The sequence below is a fragment of the Bacillus sp. ABR genome (assembly GCF_056172715.1).
In genome coordinates this window covers 175,665-193,918 of sequence record NZ_JAOYSL010000002.1, presented here as the reverse complement: position 1 = coordinate 193,918, position 18,254 = coordinate 175,665, and the positions used below count along the sequence as shown (strand labels likewise).

At 41.1% G+C, this 18,254-nt stretch carries 20 protein-coding genes; all 20 read left to right on the top strand.

Translation table 11 applies throughout. The annotated features are described in order from the left end of the window. Positions 1–93: 93 nt before the first annotated feature. The 20 genes from hbs (at position 94) to aroA (ending at position 17,983) form a co-directional block, all read left to right on the top strand. Positions 94–372 (top strand): non-specific DNA-binding protein Hbs, encoded by a 279-nt coding sequence (gene hbs / locus OIT90_RS06260; protein WP_003215863.1) that lies wholly within the window; start codon positions 94–96, stop codon positions 370–372. Between the two features lie 190 nt (positions 373–562). After that, complete coding sequence (folE, locus tag OIT90_RS06255; RefSeq protein ID WP_003215789.1) at positions 563–1,132, top strand: GTP cyclohydrolase I FolE; 570 nt, start codon at positions 563–565, stop codon at positions 1,130–1,132. Between the two features lie 24 nt (positions 1,133–1,156). Next, positions 1,157–1,387 carry a trp RNA-binding attenuation protein MtrB gene (gene mtrB / locus OIT90_RS06250; RefSeq protein WP_008344541.1) on the top strand — a complete coding sequence of 77 codons (231 nt, stop codon included), beginning with the start codon at positions 1,157–1,159 and terminating at the stop codon, positions 1,385–1,387. Between the two features lie 115 nt (positions 1,388–1,502). Beyond that, on the top strand, positions 1,503–2,270 hold the full coding sequence (locus tag OIT90_RS06245) for a heptaprenyl diphosphate synthase component 1 (RefSeq protein WP_041085908.1): 768 nt from the start codon (positions 1,503–1,505) through the stop codon (positions 2,268–2,270). A gap of 3 nt (positions 2,271–2,273) precedes the next feature. After that, positions 2,274–2,978 carry a demethylmenaquinone methyltransferase gene (locus OIT90_RS06240; protein ID WP_024422810.1) on the top strand — a complete coding sequence of 235 codons (705 nt, stop codon included), beginning with the start codon at positions 2,274–2,276 and terminating at the stop codon, positions 2,976–2,978. A gap of 24 nt (positions 2,979–3,002) precedes the next feature. Then, positions 3,003–3,965: a heptaprenyl diphosphate synthase component II gene (gene hepT / locus OIT90_RS06235; RefSeq protein WP_041085904.1), complete on the top strand. Its 963-nt coding sequence runs from the start codon at positions 3,003–3,005 to the stop codon at positions 3,963–3,965. A 129-nt stretch (positions 3,966–4,094) separates the two neighbouring features. After that, on the top strand, positions 4,095–4,541 hold the full coding sequence (gene ndk / locus OIT90_RS06230; protein ID WP_024422808.1) for a nucleoside-diphosphate kinase: 447 nt from the start codon (positions 4,095–4,097) through the stop codon (positions 4,539–4,541). A 145-nt stretch (positions 4,542–4,686) separates the two neighbouring features. Next, positions 4,687–5,466 (top strand): CheR family methyltransferase, encoded by a 780-nt coding sequence (locus OIT90_RS06225; protein ID WP_064497536.1) that lies wholly within the window; start codon positions 4,687–4,689, stop codon positions 5,464–5,466. A 74-nt stretch (positions 5,467–5,540) separates the two neighbouring features. Then, entirely contained in the window at positions 5,541–6,713 is a 1,173-nt protein-coding gene (gene aroC / locus OIT90_RS06220) for a chorismate synthase (protein WP_024422806.1), read from the top strand. Then, positions 6,713–7,804, top strand: coding sequence for a 3-dehydroquinate synthase (gene aroB, locus OIT90_RS06215; RefSeq protein WP_474892370.1), 1,092 nt, complete (start codon positions 6,713–6,715; stop codon positions 7,802–7,804). The genes aroC and aroB overlap by 1 nt, the downstream gene beginning before the upstream one ends. Next, entirely contained in the window at positions 7,801–8,184 is a 384-nt protein-coding gene (gene aroH, locus OIT90_RS06210; RefSeq protein WP_024422804.1) for a chorismate mutase, read from the top strand. Before aroB ends, aroH begins: the two co-directional genes overlap by 4 nt. 231 nt (positions 8,185–8,415) lie before the next feature. After that, a complete protein-coding gene (trpE, locus tag OIT90_RS06205; protein ID WP_474892369.1) occupies positions 8,416–9,963 on the top strand; it encodes an anthranilate synthase component I in 1,548 nt (515 codons plus the stop codon). Further along, the gene (trpD, locus tag OIT90_RS06200) at positions 9,935–10,957 is read left to right on the top strand and encodes an anthranilate phosphoribosyltransferase (protein WP_474892368.1); all 1,023 of its coding nucleotides are present in this window, start codon (positions 9,935–9,937) and stop codon (positions 10,955–10,957) included. Before trpE ends, trpD begins: the two co-directional genes overlap by 29 nt. After that, a complete protein-coding gene (gene trpC / locus OIT90_RS06195) occupies positions 10,950–11,702 on the top strand; it encodes an indole-3-glycerol phosphate synthase TrpC (protein ID WP_064497532.1) in 753 nt (250 codons plus the stop codon). The genes trpD and trpC overlap by 8 nt, the downstream gene beginning before the upstream one ends. Then, positions 11,699–12,367, top strand: coding sequence for a phosphoribosylanthranilate isomerase (locus OIT90_RS06190; RefSeq protein ID WP_474892367.1), 669 nt, complete (start codon positions 11,699–11,701; stop codon positions 12,365–12,367). Before trpC ends, OIT90_RS06190 begins: the two co-directional genes overlap by 4 nt. Further along, positions 12,348–13,550, top strand: a complete 1,203-nt coding sequence (gene trpB / locus OIT90_RS06185; RefSeq protein WP_047203218.1) for a tryptophan synthase subunit beta — start codon at positions 12,348–12,350, stop codon at positions 13,548–13,550. Before OIT90_RS06190 ends, trpB begins: the two co-directional genes overlap by 20 nt. Further along, positions 13,543–14,346 carry a tryptophan synthase subunit alpha gene (gene trpA / locus OIT90_RS06180; RefSeq protein WP_474892366.1) on the top strand — a complete coding sequence of 268 codons (804 nt, stop codon included), beginning with the start codon at positions 13,543–13,545 and terminating at the stop codon, positions 14,344–14,346. The genes trpB and trpA overlap by 8 nt, the downstream gene beginning before the upstream one ends. Before the next feature lie 11 nt (positions 14,347–14,357). Beyond that, positions 14,358–15,455 (top strand): histidinol-phosphate transaminase, encoded by a 1,098-nt coding sequence (gene hisC, locus OIT90_RS06175; RefSeq protein WP_144490275.1) that lies wholly within the window; start codon positions 14,358–14,360, stop codon positions 15,453–15,455. Positions 15,456–15,570: 115 nt separating this feature from the next. Continuing rightward, a complete protein-coding gene (locus OIT90_RS06170) occupies positions 15,571–16,686 on the top strand; it encodes a prephenate dehydrogenase (protein ID WP_474892365.1) in 1,116 nt (371 codons plus the stop codon). Positions 16,687–16,696: 10 nt separating this feature from the next. After that, positions 16,697–17,983 carry a 3-phosphoshikimate 1-carboxyvinyltransferase gene (aroA, locus tag OIT90_RS06165; RefSeq protein ID WP_059377975.1) on the top strand — a complete coding sequence of 429 codons (1,287 nt, stop codon included), beginning with the start codon at positions 16,697–16,699 and terminating at the stop codon, positions 17,981–17,983. The last annotated feature ends 271 nt before the right edge of the window (positions 17,984–18,254 follow it).

Below are 18,254 nucleotides of genomic sequence, written 5' to 3'. Positions count from 1 at the left end.
CTTTTTTTCTGAAAAAGGGTATAGAAAGAAGATGAATTGTGAAGAAATGATAACAATCTATTGAATGCATATTTTTGGGAGGAGGTGAAAGGCATGAACAAGACAGAACTTATTAACGCGGTTGCTGAAGCAAGCGAACTATCTAAAAAAGACGCGACAAAAGCAGTTGATTCTGTTTTTGATACAATTTTAGATGCACTTAAAAATGGTGACAAAATCCAACTTATTGGTTTTGGTAACTTTGAAGTACGTGAGCGTTCAGCTCGTAAAGGACGTAACCCACAAACTGGTGCAGAGATCGAAATCCCTGCAAGCAAAGTACCTGCTTTCAAACCAGGTAAAGCACTTAAAGACGCGGTGGCAGGTAAATAATCGTTATGTGTAATGATCCTGTTGAAGGAGTTATACATATACAGTTTCACACTGGTCTAGAAAAGCCCCTTTCATAAGGGGCTTTTCCTTTTGAATCAAAAGGTTCGTTTAGAACGCTCTCCTTTGCTTTTAGGATCTGAAGTGTGCTAGAATCTGAATGAAATGTAATCGCCTTTGGAGGATATAATACATGAGTGAAATAAATAAAGAATTAATTGAACACGCAGTACGCGATATATTAAAAGCAATCGGAGAAGATCCAGATCGTGAAGGACTTCTCGATACCCCAAAACGAGTCGCAAAAATGTATGAAGAAGTGTTTTCAGGATTAAATGAAGATCCAAAAGAACATTTTAAAACCATTTTTGGCGAAGACCACGAAGAACTCGTCCTTGTAAAAGATATTGCTTTCCATTCAATGTGTGAACACCACCTCGTGCCTTTCTACGGGAAAGCCCACGTTGCTTATATTCCGCGCGGCGGAAAAGTAACGGGACTTAGCAAGCTGGCAAGAGCAGTCGAAGCCGTGGCAAAACGCCCGCAGCTTCAGGAACGCATTACATCAACTATTGCAGATAGTATGGTGGAAACACTTAATCCGCATGGCGTGATGATTGTCGTTGAAGCAGAGCATATGTGTATGACGATGCGCGGAGTGAAAAAGCCAGGCGCTAAAACAGTGACCTCAGCAGTACGCGGCACATTTGCAAATGATGCAGCCGCAAGAGCAGAAGTGCTTTCCTTTATTAAAAACGACTAATTCAATAGATGGACGGTGAACAAAATGAGTGAAAATAAAGCATCTGATTTTGTGGTGATTAAAGCCATTGATAATGGTGTAAACGTCATCGGCCTAACAAGAGGCTCTGATACAAGATTTCACCATTCCGAGAAGCTTGATAAAGGTGAAGTGATCATTGCACAATTTACTGAGCATACGTCAGCGATCAAAGTAAGAGGCGATGCTGTCATTCAAACAAGCTTCGGTGAAATTCAAAGCGAAGCAAAGAAATAAAGAACTTGTATGCACTTGATAGCATAAAAGTGAGAGCTGATATGGTATAATAAATCTCTATACAATGTGCAGGTCTACATATGAAACTGTAATTTTTGGGACAAGGGTGATATCTTTGCAAGACATCTACGGAATTTTATCTAATCTAAATATAAAATTAAATAAAAAGCTTTCTCATCCTTATTTGGCGAAGCATTTACGCGCACCACTCATCGATGAAGATAAGCTCCTTCTTTTTCATGCAATGTTTGATGAAGCTCAAATTGATGCAGAGAAAAAAGAAAATTATATTTTAACGGCGATGCTTGTGCAAATTGCCCTTGATACCCATGACGAAGTCACAACTGCTGCAGCCATCAAGCAAGACGAATTCAAAAATCGTCAGCTGACCATCCTGGCAGGAGACTATTTCAGCGGTCTCTATTATTCTCTTCTCTCTGACATGAAAGACATTTATATGATCCGCACGCTCGCTACGGCGATCAAAGAGATCAATGAACATAAAATTAGACTGTATGACCGGTCCATTCAAGATGCAGCGCACTTTTACAAAAGTGTAGCTACAGTTGAATCTGCGCTTTTCCAAAGGATTTCTGAGCATTTTCAATTAACGCATTGGAATGAGATTGCAAGTCGTTTTCTTGTTTATAAACGTTTCATGAAACAAGCAGAAAATGACAAACATTTAAAACTTTTTTTGAACGATAGTTATACGGACGCCTATTCATGTTTTGACAACTTTGAGAATGAAGGCTATGAAAAGGCCAAACGGCCGATCAAGGAGCATCTTGTTTCATCTCCGGTCGTTCAAAAAGAGCTATTAAATCGCTTGGATCATATGAAAAATGAGCCTGCGTACCATCAGAAAGTGGAAGAAGGGTAAGTCATGCAGCAATCAAAAGAACAGCGAGTACACGGTGTATTTGAAAAAATTTATAAAAACTATGATCAAATGAACTCTGTCATCAGCTTTAAACAGCATAAAAAATGGCGTGATAAAACAATGAAGCTCATGAATGTGCAAAAAGGCTCTAAAGCATTAGATGTATGCTGCGGGACAGCCGATTGGACAATTGCGCTTGCAGATGCTGTTGGAGAAAAAGGCGAGGTCAAAGGCCTTGATTTCAGTAAAAACATGCTGAGTGTTGGAGAAACGAAGGTGAAGACTGGGGGCTACAAACAGATTGAATTGCTTCACGGCAATGCGATGGAGCTTCCTTTTGAGGACAACTCATTTGATTATGTCACCATCGGTTTTGGACTTCGAAACGTCCCTGATTATTTAACGGTGCTAAAGGAAATGACACGAGTAGTGAAGCCCGGCGGAATGGTTGTTTGTCTTGAGACATCACAGCCTGAGATGATCGGCTTTAAGCAGGGCTACTACATCTACTTCAAATACATTATGCCGCTCTTTGGTAAACTGTTTGCCAAAAGTTACCAGGAGTATTCATGGCTTCAAGAATCAGCCAAAACATTCCCTGGCATGAAAGAGCTGGCGGCTCTGTTTGAAGAGGCCGGGCTGTCTGATGTCTCGTATCATCCATTTACAGGCGGTGTAGCAGCAACACATATCGGAAAGAAGCTTTGAATAAACGATATTTGGGTGAAGATAATGAAACTAAAAGCAATGATCTCTTTTTTAAATCATGATATCGATATAATTGAAAAAGAGCTTGAACAAACAGTTCGCTCTGATTATGCATTATTAAGTGAAGCAGGTCTTCATTTGCTGCAAGCGGGCGGAAAACGAATCCGCCCCGTTTTTGTTCTCCTTTCAGGCATGTTTGGTGACTATGACATTAATAAAATAAAATATGTTGCCGTTGCTCTCGAGCTGATTCATATGGCATCACTCGTTCACGATGATGTGATTGATGATGCAGAGCTGAGAAGAGGTAAACCAACGATAAAGGCAAAATGGGATAACAGAATTGCCATGTACACAGGGGATTATATGTTTGCGAGATCACTTGAATACATGACAAAAATCAATCACCCAATGGCACATGAAATTTTGTCAAAAATGGTCGTTGAGCTCTGTCTTGGTGAAATAGAGCAAGTGAAAGATAAATATAATATGGAACAGAACCTGCGTACATATTTAAGAAGAATCAAACGAAAAACAGCCTTGCTTATTGCGGGCAGCTGTCAATTAGGCGCTATTGCAGCAGGTACAGATGAAAAAACACATAAAGCCCTCTATTGGTTTGGATACTATGTCGGCATGTCTTATCAGATCATTGATGATGTCCTTGATTTCACATCAACAGAAGAAGAGCTGGGCAAGCCTGTTGGAGGAGACCTTTTACAAGGGAATGTCACACTCCCAGTTTTATATGCACTGAAAAATCCGACACTAGAAGGTCAATTGAAGCTGATCAATAGTGAAACGACGGAGAAGCAGCTGAAGCCTGTCATTGAAAGCCTCAAACAAACAGATGCGATCGACCGCTCGATTCGAGTGAGTGAAATGTATTTGAAAAAAGCTTTTGAACAGCTCGACAAGCTTCCTCGAGGAAGAGCGAGAACGTCACTCGCCTCCATTGCAAAATATATTGGGAAACGAAAATTCTAATCAACGCTACGTTGATTGGTTTTTTTGTGAAATTTTTTGTCAAAAATTGATTATTATAAAAAAAAATGATACGATCACTTTGTAACAATGTAAGCCTATACATACATAACGACGGGGTGGAAAACGTATATGGACAAAACATTTCTTATGGTCAAACCTGATGGTGTGGAAAGACAATTAATCGGTGACATTGTGTCAAGATTCGAAAAAAAGGGGCTTCAGCTTGTTGGTGCAAAACTAATGAGTATACCAAAGGAAGTAGCAGAAACACATTACGGAGAGCATAAAGAAAAACCATTTTTCGGAGAATTGGTTGACTTTATTACGTCAGGACCTGTATTTGCAATGGTATGGCAAGGTGAACAGGTAGTAGACGTAACAAGACAAATTATCGGCAAAACAAATCCAAAGGAAGCGCTTCCAGGAACAATAAGAGGAGACTATGGATTGACTGTTGGGAAAAACATTATTCATGGGTCAGACTCACCAGAAAGTGCTGAAAGAGAAATTAACTTATTCTTCAAACAAGAAGAACTCACAAGCTGGGATCAAACCATCTCAAGCTGGATTTATTAAGGTTCAAGCCAAGGTGTTCATTCAATGAGCACTTTGGCTTTTTTTATATTGAACTTTCTACACGAAATTTCGTATGAGAAGATACAAATTTTCAATAAAAACAGCTATACTAGGACAAAGATAGATGAGACAGGAGAGGACATTGATGGATTCATATCAAGTATTTGTTGGAAAATGGAAAAAACTAACCGGGGTTGATCTGAATTTATATAAAGAAGCACAAATGAAACGAAGATTAACATCACTTTATGATAAAAAAGGATTTAAAGATTTCGAAGCATTCGCCGCCGCGCTTGAAAAGGACAGAGCACTATTAGATGAGACGATGGACCGCATGACAATTAATGTGTCAGAATTTTACCGAAACTATCAGCGCTGGGAAGTACTTGATCAAAAAATCCTGCCGCTGCTTTCGAAAAATGGCGGCACTTTAAAGATTTGGAGCGCAGCATGTTCGACTGGAGAAGAGCCATATACACTCTCCATGCTGCTGTCAAGCCATCCTCTTGTGAAAGATTTTCAAATTATTGCAACTGACATTGATGACAAAGTTCTGCAGTCAGCTCAAAAAGGCAGATATCATGAACGCTCTTTGCAAGAGGTACCAGATCATATCAAGCAAAAGTATTTCACAAAAGAAGATTCCTCATTTTACACTGTGAAAAATGAGGTTCGAAAGCATATTCAATTTAAGAAGCACAATCTTTTAGCTGATCCATATGAAAAACAGCTTGACCTTATCGTTTGCCGAAATGTACTGATTTATTTTACTGAAGAGGCGAAAGAAGAAATTTACTTGAAAATGAGCAGTAGTTTAAAACAAAATGGCGTATTATTTGTTGGTTCAACAGAGCAAATTTTTCACCCAGAAAAGTTTGGACTGACATCTGCTGATACTTTCTTTTATCAAAAGAAGGGTATGTAGCTGACTTTTTAGTAGTAAGTGTGTTATTATATTTTTACTTAAAAGCGTTAATGCGATGAAGGGAGATTAAGTCAATGAGGTACTTAACAGCAGGTGAATCACATGGTCCACAATTAACCACAATTATTGAAGGAGTTCCAGCAGGACTTTACATAGAGCAGGATGACATCAATTATGAATTGGCTAGAAGACAAAAAGGTCATGGTCGAGGAAGAAGAATGCAGATCGAAAAAGACCAGGCAAAAGTGTTAAGTGGCGTTCGCCACGGGAGAACATTAGGTTCGCCAATCGCTCTTGTTGTTGAAAATAACGACTGGAAGCACTGGACAAAGGTGATGGGGGCAGAGCCGATCACAGAAGAAGAAGAAAGTGAAATGAAGCGTCAAATCTCTCGTCCAAGACCAGGACATGCGGATTTAAATGGTGCGATTAAATACGGACACCGTGATATGAGAAACGTATTAGAGCGCTCGTCAGCCCGCGAGACAACTGTTCGCGTAGCAGCAGGCGCAGTTGCCAAACAAATCTTGGCGCATCTAGGGATTAAAGTAGCTGGCCACGTTCTTGAAATTGGCGGAGTGAAAGCAGCTCATACAGCATATGAATCTATTGAAGATTTGCAAAAGGTAACAGAAGAATCACCTGTTCGATGCTATGACAGTGAAGCAGGTCAGAAAATGATGGATGCAATTGATGAAGCGAAGAAAAACGGCGATTCAATTGGCGGAATTGTTGAAGTCATCGTTGAAGGAATGCCGGTTGGGGTGGGCAGCTATGTTCATTACGACCGTAAATTGGACAGCAAGCTTGCAGGCGCTGTACTTAGTATCAACGCTTTTAAAGGGGTTGAATTCGGTATTGGCTTCGAGGCAGCCTCTAAAAATGGCAGTGAGGTCCATGATGAAATCATCTGGGATGAAGAAAAGGGCTATACGAGAAAAACAAACCGCCTAGGTGGCCTTGAAGGCGGAATGTCAACTGGTATGCCAATTGTCGTAAGAGGGGTTATGAAACCAATCCCAACGCTTTATAAGCCGCTTCAAAGCGTTGACATTGAAACAAAAGAACCTTTCTCTGCAAGTATTGAACGCTCTGACAGCTGCGCTGTTCCTGCTGCAAGTGTTGTTGCAGAAGCAGTCGTGGCATGGGAAATTGCCAATGCGGTTGTGGAGCAGTTTGGCCTTGACCAAATTGACCGCATTAAAGAAAATGTTGAAAAAATGCGCCAGCTTCAGAGGGAATTTTAATGAAAACACTGGAAGTTAAGACGTCATCAGCCACTTATCCTGTATTTATCGGTGATGGGATTAAACGCAATATCGTCGACTTGATAACTTCCACTGGGCATTCCTATACGAAGCTCTTAATCGTCACAGATACAGTTGTTGATGCCATTTATGGTGATGAAATGGTTCGCTTACTTCAACAGAAGTGGCCTGTGAACAAAGTGGTTGTGCCAAGCGGAGAGCAGTCAAAATCCTTTGCCGAATTTGAGCATATTCATACGAAAGCCATTCAATTTCAGCTTGATCGATCCGCCTGCATTATTGCGCTGGGAGGCGGTGTGATTGGAGATTTGGCTGGATTTGCTGCTGCCACTTATATGAGGGGCATTGACTTTATCCAAGTTCCGACGACGCTGCTGGCACATGACAGTGCAGTTGGCGGGAAAACAGGGATCAACCATCCGCTCGGTAAAAATTTAATCGGTGCATTTCATCAGCCGAAAGCTGTGATCTATGATACTAGTATGCTTGAAACTCTATCTCAAATTGAACGAAGATCAGGCTTTGCAGAAGTCATCAAACATGCATTGATTTCTAGTGAAGACTTTTTAGCAGAACTAATGTCCATTCGTTCTTTGTCGGATTTATCAAAGAGTGAGCTGGCACATATGCTGTATCAAGGCATTCAAGTCAAAGCGTCAATTGTTCAAGAAGATGAAAAAGAACAAGGTGTGCGTGCATTTTTGAATTTAGGCCATACACTGGGGCACGCCATCGAAGCAGAATACGGATACGGCGTCATCACGCATGGAGATGCCATTGCAATCGGCATGCAGTTTGCGCTGTATGTGAGCGAAAAGCAGCTGGGGCTCAGCCTTAATCGTTTGGAACTAAAAGAGTGGATGCAAGAGCTTGGATTCCCTGTACAAGTCACACCAGATATTTCAACGAAAACATTTGTTGACCGGATGATTGGTGATAAAAAAGCAAGAGGCGGCAGTGTTCAATTTGTTTTATTAAAACAGATTGGTGACGTCACCTTACAGTCTTTCACAAAAGATGAGCTGCACTACTGGCTCGAAGAATGGAAACGGGAGGAGGGATGTCTATGATGTTTCGCGGGATACGTGGGGCTACAACTGTGATAGAAGATACAGAAACTGAAGTGTTAAACAAAACGAAACAGCTGTTAGAAGCGATTATTTCAAGAAACCAAGTAGATCCAGAACGTGTCGTGCAGATCTTGATTTCAGCTACACAAGATATTCACTCCGTTTTTCCGGCAAAAGCACTTCGTCAGTTTGAAGGATGGACATATGTACCGGTTACTTGCATGCAGGAACTAGACATTGATGGCGGTTTAAAGCAATGTATTCGTGTCTTAATGACTGTCCAGACAGATACAAAGCAGGAAGACATACAGCATGTGTACTTGGAAGAAGCTGTGACGCTTCGCCCTGATTTACAGTTGACAAAAAACAAGGAATTATAATACGATATGAACAGCCGAAGTTTACACACAGGTGTAAACGGCATTGCAAGCTTAGAGAAGATGAGAATGAGACTAGGGTAGTTGAGATGAGTAGAGTTGAGCAGAGATACGATACTTCTATTTAATCATACTGCCTAAAAGAGAAACCCTCTTTTAGGCTTATTTCGTATACTCATACAAACCCTCTATATGTCCCCTCATTCTCCTTAATCCCATTTAAGGAGTGTGCTTATGAATTCCCAATCAAACCTGACCCAATTTTTAAAGGACAGTGAGTCCTACAAAACGATCCCAATTGTTGAAACCATTACAGTCGATACGCTCTCACCGATTCAAATTGTTGAAAAACTCAAACAAGATATTGTGTATTTGCTAGAAAGCAAAGATGAGTCTTCCAGCTGGTCGAGATATTCCTTCATTGGATTGCATCCGTTTTTAACCTTACATGATGACCAAAACAAATACATTGCACGTGACGCTGCGGGGCAGGAAGTCATGCAAAAGCAAGAGCTGAAAGAACTGCTGGATTGGATGAAAGAGCAATATCAAATCAAAGCGCCAGATATTGATATCCCATTTACAGGTGGGGCTGTTGGGTACTTAAGCTACGATCTGATTCCAAACATTGAACCTTCTGTCAGGCCTCATCGAAACGCATCGCTGGCAGATAATTGCACACTATTTGTCTGCCAAACGATGATCGCCTTTGATCATGAAACGAATCATGTTCATTTTATCCAGTACACCCAGCTAACCGGACATGAAGCAGAAGACGAAAAAATACGCGCTTATAAAGAAAATCAAAAACTGCTTGAACAGATGATTCACAAGCTCCATTCAAAGACTGATATGAAAGAACTGATATTATCAGGGAATATGAATGAGCCGCCATCCTTTGAACATGTGACGTCAACCTATGAAAAAGCGCAATTTTTAAAGGACGTAGAAAAAATCAAAGAATACATTCGAGCGGGTGACATTTTCCAAGGCGTCCTCTCGCAGCGATTTGATATCCCTGTATCAGTGAGTTCATTTGAGTTATACCGCGTGCTTCGGATTGTGAATCCATCTCCATATATGTATTTTATGAAATTAAAAGATCGTGATTTAGTCGGCAGCTCGCCAGAACGATTAATCCATGCCAAAAACGGGCATCTAGAAATCCATCCTATTGCAGGCACAAGAAAAAGAGGAAGAACAAGAGAAGAGGATGCTGAGCTAGCAAAAGAGCTGCTTGAAGATGAAAAGGAAAAAGCGGAGCATTACATGTTAGTGGATCTTGCCAGAAATGATGTAGGCCGTGTGGCAGAATACGGCAGTGTGTCCGTACCGACCTTTACAAAAGTAGTGAATTTTTCACATGTCATGCACATTATCTCCATTGTGACAGGAAAGCTAAAGCGGGATACACATCCAGTCGATGCGCTCATGTCCGCTTTCCCAGCAGGCACATTAACAGGTGCCCCGAAAATAAGGGCGATGCAATTATTAAATGAAATGGAGCCTGAGCCAAGGGAAACGTATGGCGGCTGTATTGCCTATATTGGATTCGACGGTAATATCGACTCCTGTATTACCATTCGTACGATGAGCGTCAAAAATCAGACCGCTTCTATACAAGCAGGCGCCGGCATTGTGGCTGATTCTGTCCCAGAAAACGAGTGGGAAGAGACTTGTAACAAGGCAGGAGCACTTCTGAAAGCCATTCAGCTTGCGGAACATATTTTCTCAGAAAAGGAGAGTGTGCAGGATGAATCACCGACTATCAGCTCTTGTTAATGGAGGCTTTCTATCAGAAAATGAAGCAAATAAACTCATGCATGATATGATGAGCGGCTTTTTAACAGATGCTGAAGTCGCTGCATGTCTCTCGATTTTAGCGCATAGAGGAGAAACCGCTGAAGAAATGACGGGTTTTGTGAAAGCCATGCGGCAAAATGCAGCACCAATGGAACGATCGCTTGATGTTGTTGATACTTGTGGCACGGGAGGCGATGGACTCTCAACCTTTAATATATCAACTGCCGCTGCGATTGTCGCTTCCGCTGCTGGAGCCAAAATCGCCAAACACGGAAATCGATCAGTTTCTTCTAAAAGCGGGAGTGCCGATGTACTAGAGTGTCTTGGGATTCACATTCAATCCACACCGGAAGAAACAAGAAGACAAATACAAGAGAAAAACATGGGCTTTTTATTTGCACCATTGTATCATTCATCTATGAAACAAGTAGCCACAGTCCGCAAGCAGCTCGGCTTCCGGACGGTATTTAATCTATTAGGCCCGCTTTGCCATCCAATGCAAGCCAAAAAGCAAATCATCGGCGTCTACTCAAAGGAAAAGGCAAAATTAATGGCAAAAGCCCTTGCGCCATTAGAGCCAGAACATGTGCTGTTTGTTTGCGGAGAAGATGGGCTTGATGAATTAACGATTACAGCAAATTCATATGTGATTGAACTCAAAAAAGATGTCATGACAGAATATACACTCACTCCAGAAGACTTTGGGCTGCAAAAAGGATATTTATCAGATATTCAGGTCCAATCACCGGAAGAGAGCGCCAAATTGATTCAGAATATATTGAATCATCAAACAGTAGGGGCGCCGCTTCATATTACAGCCCTGAATGCTGGAGCGGCTTTATATGTCGCAGGGAAGTCAGAAAACCTCATGGCAGGAACATTAAAAGCGATTGAAACGATTAAAAACGGCGCAGCCAAAGAACAATTGGCTCGTTTAAAACAAAAAACGAGAGAGGAAGAGATCTATGCTTAATCAAATCATTGCCCGCAAAAAAGAACATGTCCAAACATTGCAGTTACCAGTAGATGAACACTTTGAAAGTCGATCATTTAAAGAAGCACTCATGAATCCTCATCGCTCAATTGGTCTAATTGCTGAGGTGAAAAAGGCGTCTCCTTCCAAAGGAATCATTCAACCAAATTTTGATCCTTTACAAACAGCAAAAGCTTACGAAAAATCCAACGCTGATTGCTTATCTGTTTTAACGGATGAACCATTCTTTCAAGGAAAAAACGAATACTTATCCCTCATTAAAAAACACGTAGATCGTCCAATTTTAAGAAAAGATTTCATCATTGACTCCATACAGGTAGAAGAGTCAAGACGTATAGGAGCAGATGCCATTTTATTAATTGGAGAAGTACTTGAGCCGCAAAAGCTGCACGAGCTCTATGCTGAAGCGAAAGAGAATGGACTTGATGTCCTTGTCGAAGTACATGCAGCAGATACACTGGAAAATATTTTAAAGTTGTTCACTCCTGAAATCATTGGAGTGAACAACCGGAATTTAAATACATTTACAACAACAGTTGAACAAACAAAAGAGATTGCCCCCCTCGTTCCAAAAGAGGTCTTACTAGTGAGTGAGAGCGGGATTCAAACATTTGATGATCTAACCTTTGTGAAGAATCATGGAGCGGGTGCAGTCCTTGTAGGAGAATCATTAATGAGAGAACAATCACAAGAAAAAGCCGTTCAGACATTGTTTGGAGAATGAACAGGATGAAGCCTTATGTAAAATATTGCGGGGCAGTATCACAAGAAGATGTGGAATGTATTGCGCAATCTCACGCAGATGCCATCGGATTTATTTTTGCTCCAAGTAAAAGACAAGTCCAGCCAGATCAAGTGAAACAATGGCTCACCCAAACAAAGTGTGAGAAAAAGATTGCCGGTGTATTTGTAAATGAAAAGATTCAAAGAGTGCGCGAGATCACAAAACAGATACCTTTAGATATCGTACAGCTTCATGGAGATGAAACGCAGGATGACGTAAAAGAAATCAAACAACAAACAGGGTCTGTCGTTTGGAAAGTGTTCCATCACGAGCCTGATGTAACAAGAACGCTTGAAAAAATGACGGCATTTGGGCCTGTTGTCGATGGCTTCCTTATTGACGCGAAAGTAAAAGGGATGAGAGGCGGCTCTGGAACAGCTTTTGCTTGGGAAGCAGTGCCTCTATACGTTAAACATGCAAAACGGCTGGGGAAGACTTGCGTAATTGCAGGCGGCATCACACCAGAAACGATAGCAGATCTGCTCGCCTATGACCCAGAAGCGATCGATCTTTCAAGCGGAATAGAAGAAAACGGAAAGAAAAGCAGCGCTAAGATCGAAGCGCTCGAAGAAAGGATGTTAAATGATGTACGCATATCCAAATGAAATTGGCAGATACGGAGAATTCGGAGGGAAATTTGTCCCGGAAACGCTCATGCAGCCACTTGCAGAAATTGAACAGGCATTTCGTGAATTAAAAGAAGATCCTGCTTTTCAAGCAGAATATGTATCACTACTTCGAAACTATTCAGGCAGACCAACTGCGCTTACATATGCTGACCAAATTTCAGCATACCTCGGCGGCGCAAAGATCTATTTAAAAAGAGAAGATTTAAACCACACAGGTGCTCATAAAATTAACAATGCGCTTGGGCAGGCCCTGCTTGCGAAAAAAATGGGGAAATCAAACATCATCGCGGAAACAGGCGCAGGTCAGCACGGAGTAGCTGCTGCAACGGTGGCCGCAAAGTTCGGGTTATCCTGCACGGTCTTTATGGGAAAAGAGGATGTGGAAAGACAATCACTCAATGTCTTCCGAATGAAACTGCTTGGCGCTGAAGTCATACCTGTCACAAGCGGAAATGGTACTTTAAAAGATGCAACAAACGAAGCCATTCGCTATTGGGTTCAGCACTGCAGTGATCATTTTTATATGATCGGCTCCGTTGTTGGCCCTCATCCGTATCCTCAAATTGTCAGCGAGTTCCAGCGCATGATTGGTGATGAAGCAAAAGAGCAACTGCTTGAAAAAGAAGGAAGACTACCTCATAAAGTCATTGCCTGTGTTGGCGGCGGAAGTAATGCCATTGGAATGTACCGGGCATTTTTAGATGAAGAGGTAGATATCATTGGTGTAGAGGCTGCTGGAAAAGGAATCGATACGCCGCTCCATGCTGCAACCATTACGAAAGGAACCAAAGGAGTGATCCATGGGTCTTTGACCTATTTAATCCAAGACGAATTTGGCCAGATTATTGAACCATATTCGATTTCCGCTGGTTTAGATTATCCAGGAATTGGACCAGAGCACGCCTATTTACATGCGAGCGGACGGGTTCAATATGTGAGTGCGACAGATGAAGAAGCACTAGATGCCCTAAAACTGCTGACTGAAAAAGAAGGAATACTTCCAGCAATTGAATCTGCACATGCGCTAGCCAAGGCGTTTGAGGTAAGCAAGACGATGAATGAAGATGAAATCGTCCTTGTCTGCCTGTCAGGAAGAGGCGATAAGGATGTGCATACATTAATGAACGTGCTTGAAAGTGAGGGGAAACAAAATGATTAGATTTCAATTAGAGCAAGGCGAAAAATTATTCATCCCATTTATCACAGCAGGAGATCCGTCAGAAGATATCACGATTGATTTAGCTATCTCCCTTCAAGCAGCCGGTGCACATGCGATTGAACTCGGTGTTCCTTATTCCGATCCACTAGCGGACGGTCCTGTCATTCAAAGAGCCTCCAAAAGAGCTCTAAATCATGGCATGAATATCGTAAAAGCGATAGAATTAGCAGGGAAGATGAAAAAAAACGGTGTAAAAATTCCTGTAATTCTATTTACGTATTATAATCCTGTGTTACAATTAGACACAGAATACTTTTTCGCTTTACTGCGCAAAAATCATATTTCGGGACTCCTAACACCCGACTTGCCGTTTGAAGAGAGCAGCGAGCTGCAAAAGAACTGTCAAACCCATGACATTTCATATATTTCACTCGTTGCACCAACAAGCAAGGAACGATTAGTAAACATTGTAGAGCAGGCAGAAGGTTTTGTGTATTGTGTTTCATCTCTTGGTGTAACAGGTGTCAGACAATCCTTTGACGCGTCAATTACAGAATTTATTCAACAAGTGAAACAGCTGAGTCACATCCCGGTTGCGGTCGGTTTTGGCATCTCAACAAGAGAACAGGTAGACTCAATGAATAAATTGAGTGACGGCGTCGTTGTCGGCAGTGCACTTGTGAAAAAAATTGAAGAGCTTCAAGAACAATTGCTGGCAAGTGATACACGTCAAGAAGCTTTAAGAGAATTTGAAACATATGCAAAAACATTTAGTCCCCTCTATTCATTCAAATGAGGTGAAACATTTTGCAAATCAAAGATCAATTAAAACAGCTTAAACCGTATCAACCTGGGAAACCAATTGAAGAGGTCAAAAAGGAATATCAATTAGACAAAATTGTGAAATTGGCTTCAAATGAAAACCCTTTTGGATGTTCCGTACATGCAAGAGAGGCGATACAGGCCGAGCTCGAACATTTAGCGATTTATCCAGATGGATACAGCGCAAGTTTAAGAACGGAGCTGGCTGAATTTCTTCAAGTAAGTGAAAAACAATTAATTTTCGGGAATGGCTCAGATGAACTTGTGCAAATTATTGCAAGGGCATTCCTTGATCAACATACAAATACCGTCATCCCATCTCCATCTTTTCCGCAATATCGTCACAATGCAGTGATTGAACATGCTGAAATTCGAGAGGTGCCTCTTTTAGACGGAGGAGCTCACGATCTGAAGGGCATGCTGGATGCGATCAATGAAAACACGAAGGTTGTCTGGGTATGTAATCCAAATAACCCGACGGGAAATCATTTGTCAGAATCTGAGCTTGTGGCGTTTTTAGACGAAGTGCCGGCTCACGTGCTTGTTGTACTAGATGAAGCGTATGTTGAATACGTTCGTGCAGAAGATTTTCCAGACAGTTTATCTTTATTACAATCCTATCAAAATGTCATTGTACTTCGAACGTTTTCTAAAGCGTATGGACTTGCAGCACTTCGAGTAGGCTACGGGATTGCGTCAGAAGAGCTGATTACTGCCATTGAACCAGCGAGAGAACCGTTTAATACTAGTCGTATCGCTCAGGCAGCTGCGCGTGCAGCGATAAAAGATCAAGACTTCATTCAATCATGCAGACAGAAAAATGAAGCAGGCCTTAAGCAATATCAAGATTTCGCTGACCGTTTTGGACTATATATCTATCCATCTCAAACAAACTTTGTGCTGATTGATTTTAAACGAGATGCAGATGAATTGTTCAATGCATTATTGAAAAAAGGTTACATTGTTCGTTCCGGTAAAGCACTTGGTTTTCCGACTTCTTTACGTATTACCGTCGGAACAAAAGAGCAAAATGAAGAAATTCTAAGTACACTTGCCGATTTACTGCAAGGCATTCGTGCGTAGCATAACCATAAAGTCATATCCTAATGCAGGATATGGCTTTCATTGTACCAACCTCATATACATATAAGCTGTTGAAATAGGTTGTTTAATTTTCGCGAAAAATCAGGTGATGAATATGAACGATGCAAACGAAACAATATTAATCGCTGGACTCGGTTTAATTGGAGGGTCCATTGCACTCTCGATTAAAAAAGAGTATCCTCATAAAAAAATTGTAGGGTTTGATGTTTCCAAAGAGCAAATGGTTGCTGCAACAAAGCTGGGAATTATTGATGCAACAGCTGATTCGTTTCTAGCGGGTTTAGAAGAATCTTCGACCATTATTTTGGCAACACCTGTCCAGCAAACAGTAAAGATGCTTAGTGATATTGCAGACTCTGGAATTGAAAGAGAGCTCACAATCACTGATGTCGGCAGCACAAAGCAAAAGGTCGTCCATTTTGCTGAAAAAGCGCTGCCTGAGCATTACCAATTTATTGGTGGCCATCCAATGGCAGGCTCTCATAAGTCAGGTGTTATTGCAGCAAAAGACTTTTTATTTGAAAATGCGTTCTACATTTTAACGCCTGCAAAGGAAACAAACCGTCAAGCTGTTGATCGGTTGATGGATTTGTTAAAGGGGACAAAAGCTCATTTCATCGAGATGACACCAGAAGAACATGATGCTGTGACAAGTGTCATTAGCCATTTTCCTCATATTGTTGCAGCCAGCCTTGTGCATCAAGCCCATCATTTTGAAGAACAATTCCCACTTGTTAAACGGTTTGCTGCTGGAGGCTTTCGTGATATCACACGAATTGCTTCAAGTAATCCTGCAATGTGGCGGGATATCCTGCTGCACAATAAACACAAGATTTTAGACCGTTTTCATGAATGGAAAAAAGAGATTAACCGCATTGAGACCTTCGTACAGCATGAAGATGCTGAAGGATTGTTCTCTTATTTTCAAGATGCAAAGGAATATCGCGATGGACTTCCTCTAAGGAAAAAAGGAGCCATTCCTGCTTTTTATGATCTGTATGTCGATGTTCCGGATCACCCTGGGGTCATTTCGGAGATTACAGGGCATCTAGCAAGTGAAAACATTAGTATTACAAATATCCGTATTATTGAGACGCGGGAAGACATTAATGGGATTTTACGCATTAGTTTTCAAACAGATGACGACCGGAAGCGTGCAGAAATCTGTATAAAAAATAGAGCGAATTACGATACATTTTATGCTGACTGAGGTGACAAACATGAAAATTCATAAAAATGCTCCTATGAATGGAGAAATTCATATCCCAGGTGATAAATCTATTTCACATCGATCAGTGATGTTTGGTGCAATTGCTGATGGAACCACAGTAGTGAAAAACTTTCTTCCTGGAGCTGATTGTTTAAGTACGATTGATTGCTTTAGAAAGATGGGCGTTGAAATTGAACAAAAAGGGACAGATGTTGTCATTCATGGTAAGGGACTTAAAGAGCTCAAAGAGCCGTCTGACATTCTCGATGTTGGCAATTCTGGTACAACCATTCGATTAATGATGGGGATATTAGCTGGTTGTGAGTTTCACAGTACACTAATCGGTGATGAGAGTATTGCCAAAAGACCAATGAAACGTGTGACGGGTCCGCTTAAACAACTAGGAGCCAAAATAGACGGGAGAGCAAATGGCGAGTATACACCACTGTCTATTCGTGGCGGTCATTTAAAAGGCATAACTTATGAGTCTCCAGTGGCAAGTGCACAAATTAAGTCAGCTGTCCTTTTAGCAGGGCTGCAAGCAGAGGGAACAACGACATTAACTGAACCACACAAATCAAGAGATCATACAGAAAGAATGCTCTCAATGTTTGGTGTAAAACTAGATGAAGATGAACAAAGTGTTTCCATTGAAGGCGGCCAAACATTAACAGCAACAGATATATTTGTTCCTGGGGACATCTCTTCAGCTGCATTTTTCCTTGTAGCTGGATCAATCGTTCCGAATAGCCAGATTGTCTTAAAAAATGTCGGGCTAAACAAAACAAGAACAGGTATTATTGATGTACTGAAACTTATGGGGGCAAATCTTGAGATTAATGAAGTAGATGCCAAAGGCGGAGAACCGTACGGTGATTTAACCATTTCTACTTCATCATTAAAAGGGATTGAAATTTCTGGTGACATGATTTCAAGACTCATTGATGAAATTCCGATTATTGCGCTTCTTGCGACCCAAGCAGAAGGAACAACAATCATTAAAGATGCCGCTGAGTTAAAAGTAAAAGAAACCAATCGAATTGATACAGTCGTATCAGAACTTAAAAAACTCGGTGCTGATATTGAAGCGACAGATGATGGTATGAAGATTCATGGTAAAACTACGCTTCAAGGCGGCGCAGTCGTTTCAAGCTACGGAGATCACCGTATCGGTATGATGCTGGGAATTGCCGCATGTGTGACAAAGCAAGCAATTGAGATTGAAGATACGGAAGCTGTTCGTGTCTCATACCCAAATTTCTTTGAACACATTGAATATTTAACGAAAACAGTCTGAGGATGTCCTCAGGCTTTTTCTTTCCTTCTGCATATTTGTCAGAAATATAGCATAGCTTGTCTCAAGGTGAAACCTTGAAAAAAAACATTTTGTCCGATAAAAATAGTGTCTGCAGTTTACAAATCATCAGTTTCGTATAGGATGAAATGAAAAACAGTCTTTAAAACACAAAAATGGGTTCATTTTAAAAGAGCAACATATTTGCTGGATGTGCACCTGTCGATTATGATATGAAGTAACAATAGTTTAGGTTTTTGGAAACAGAAAGGAA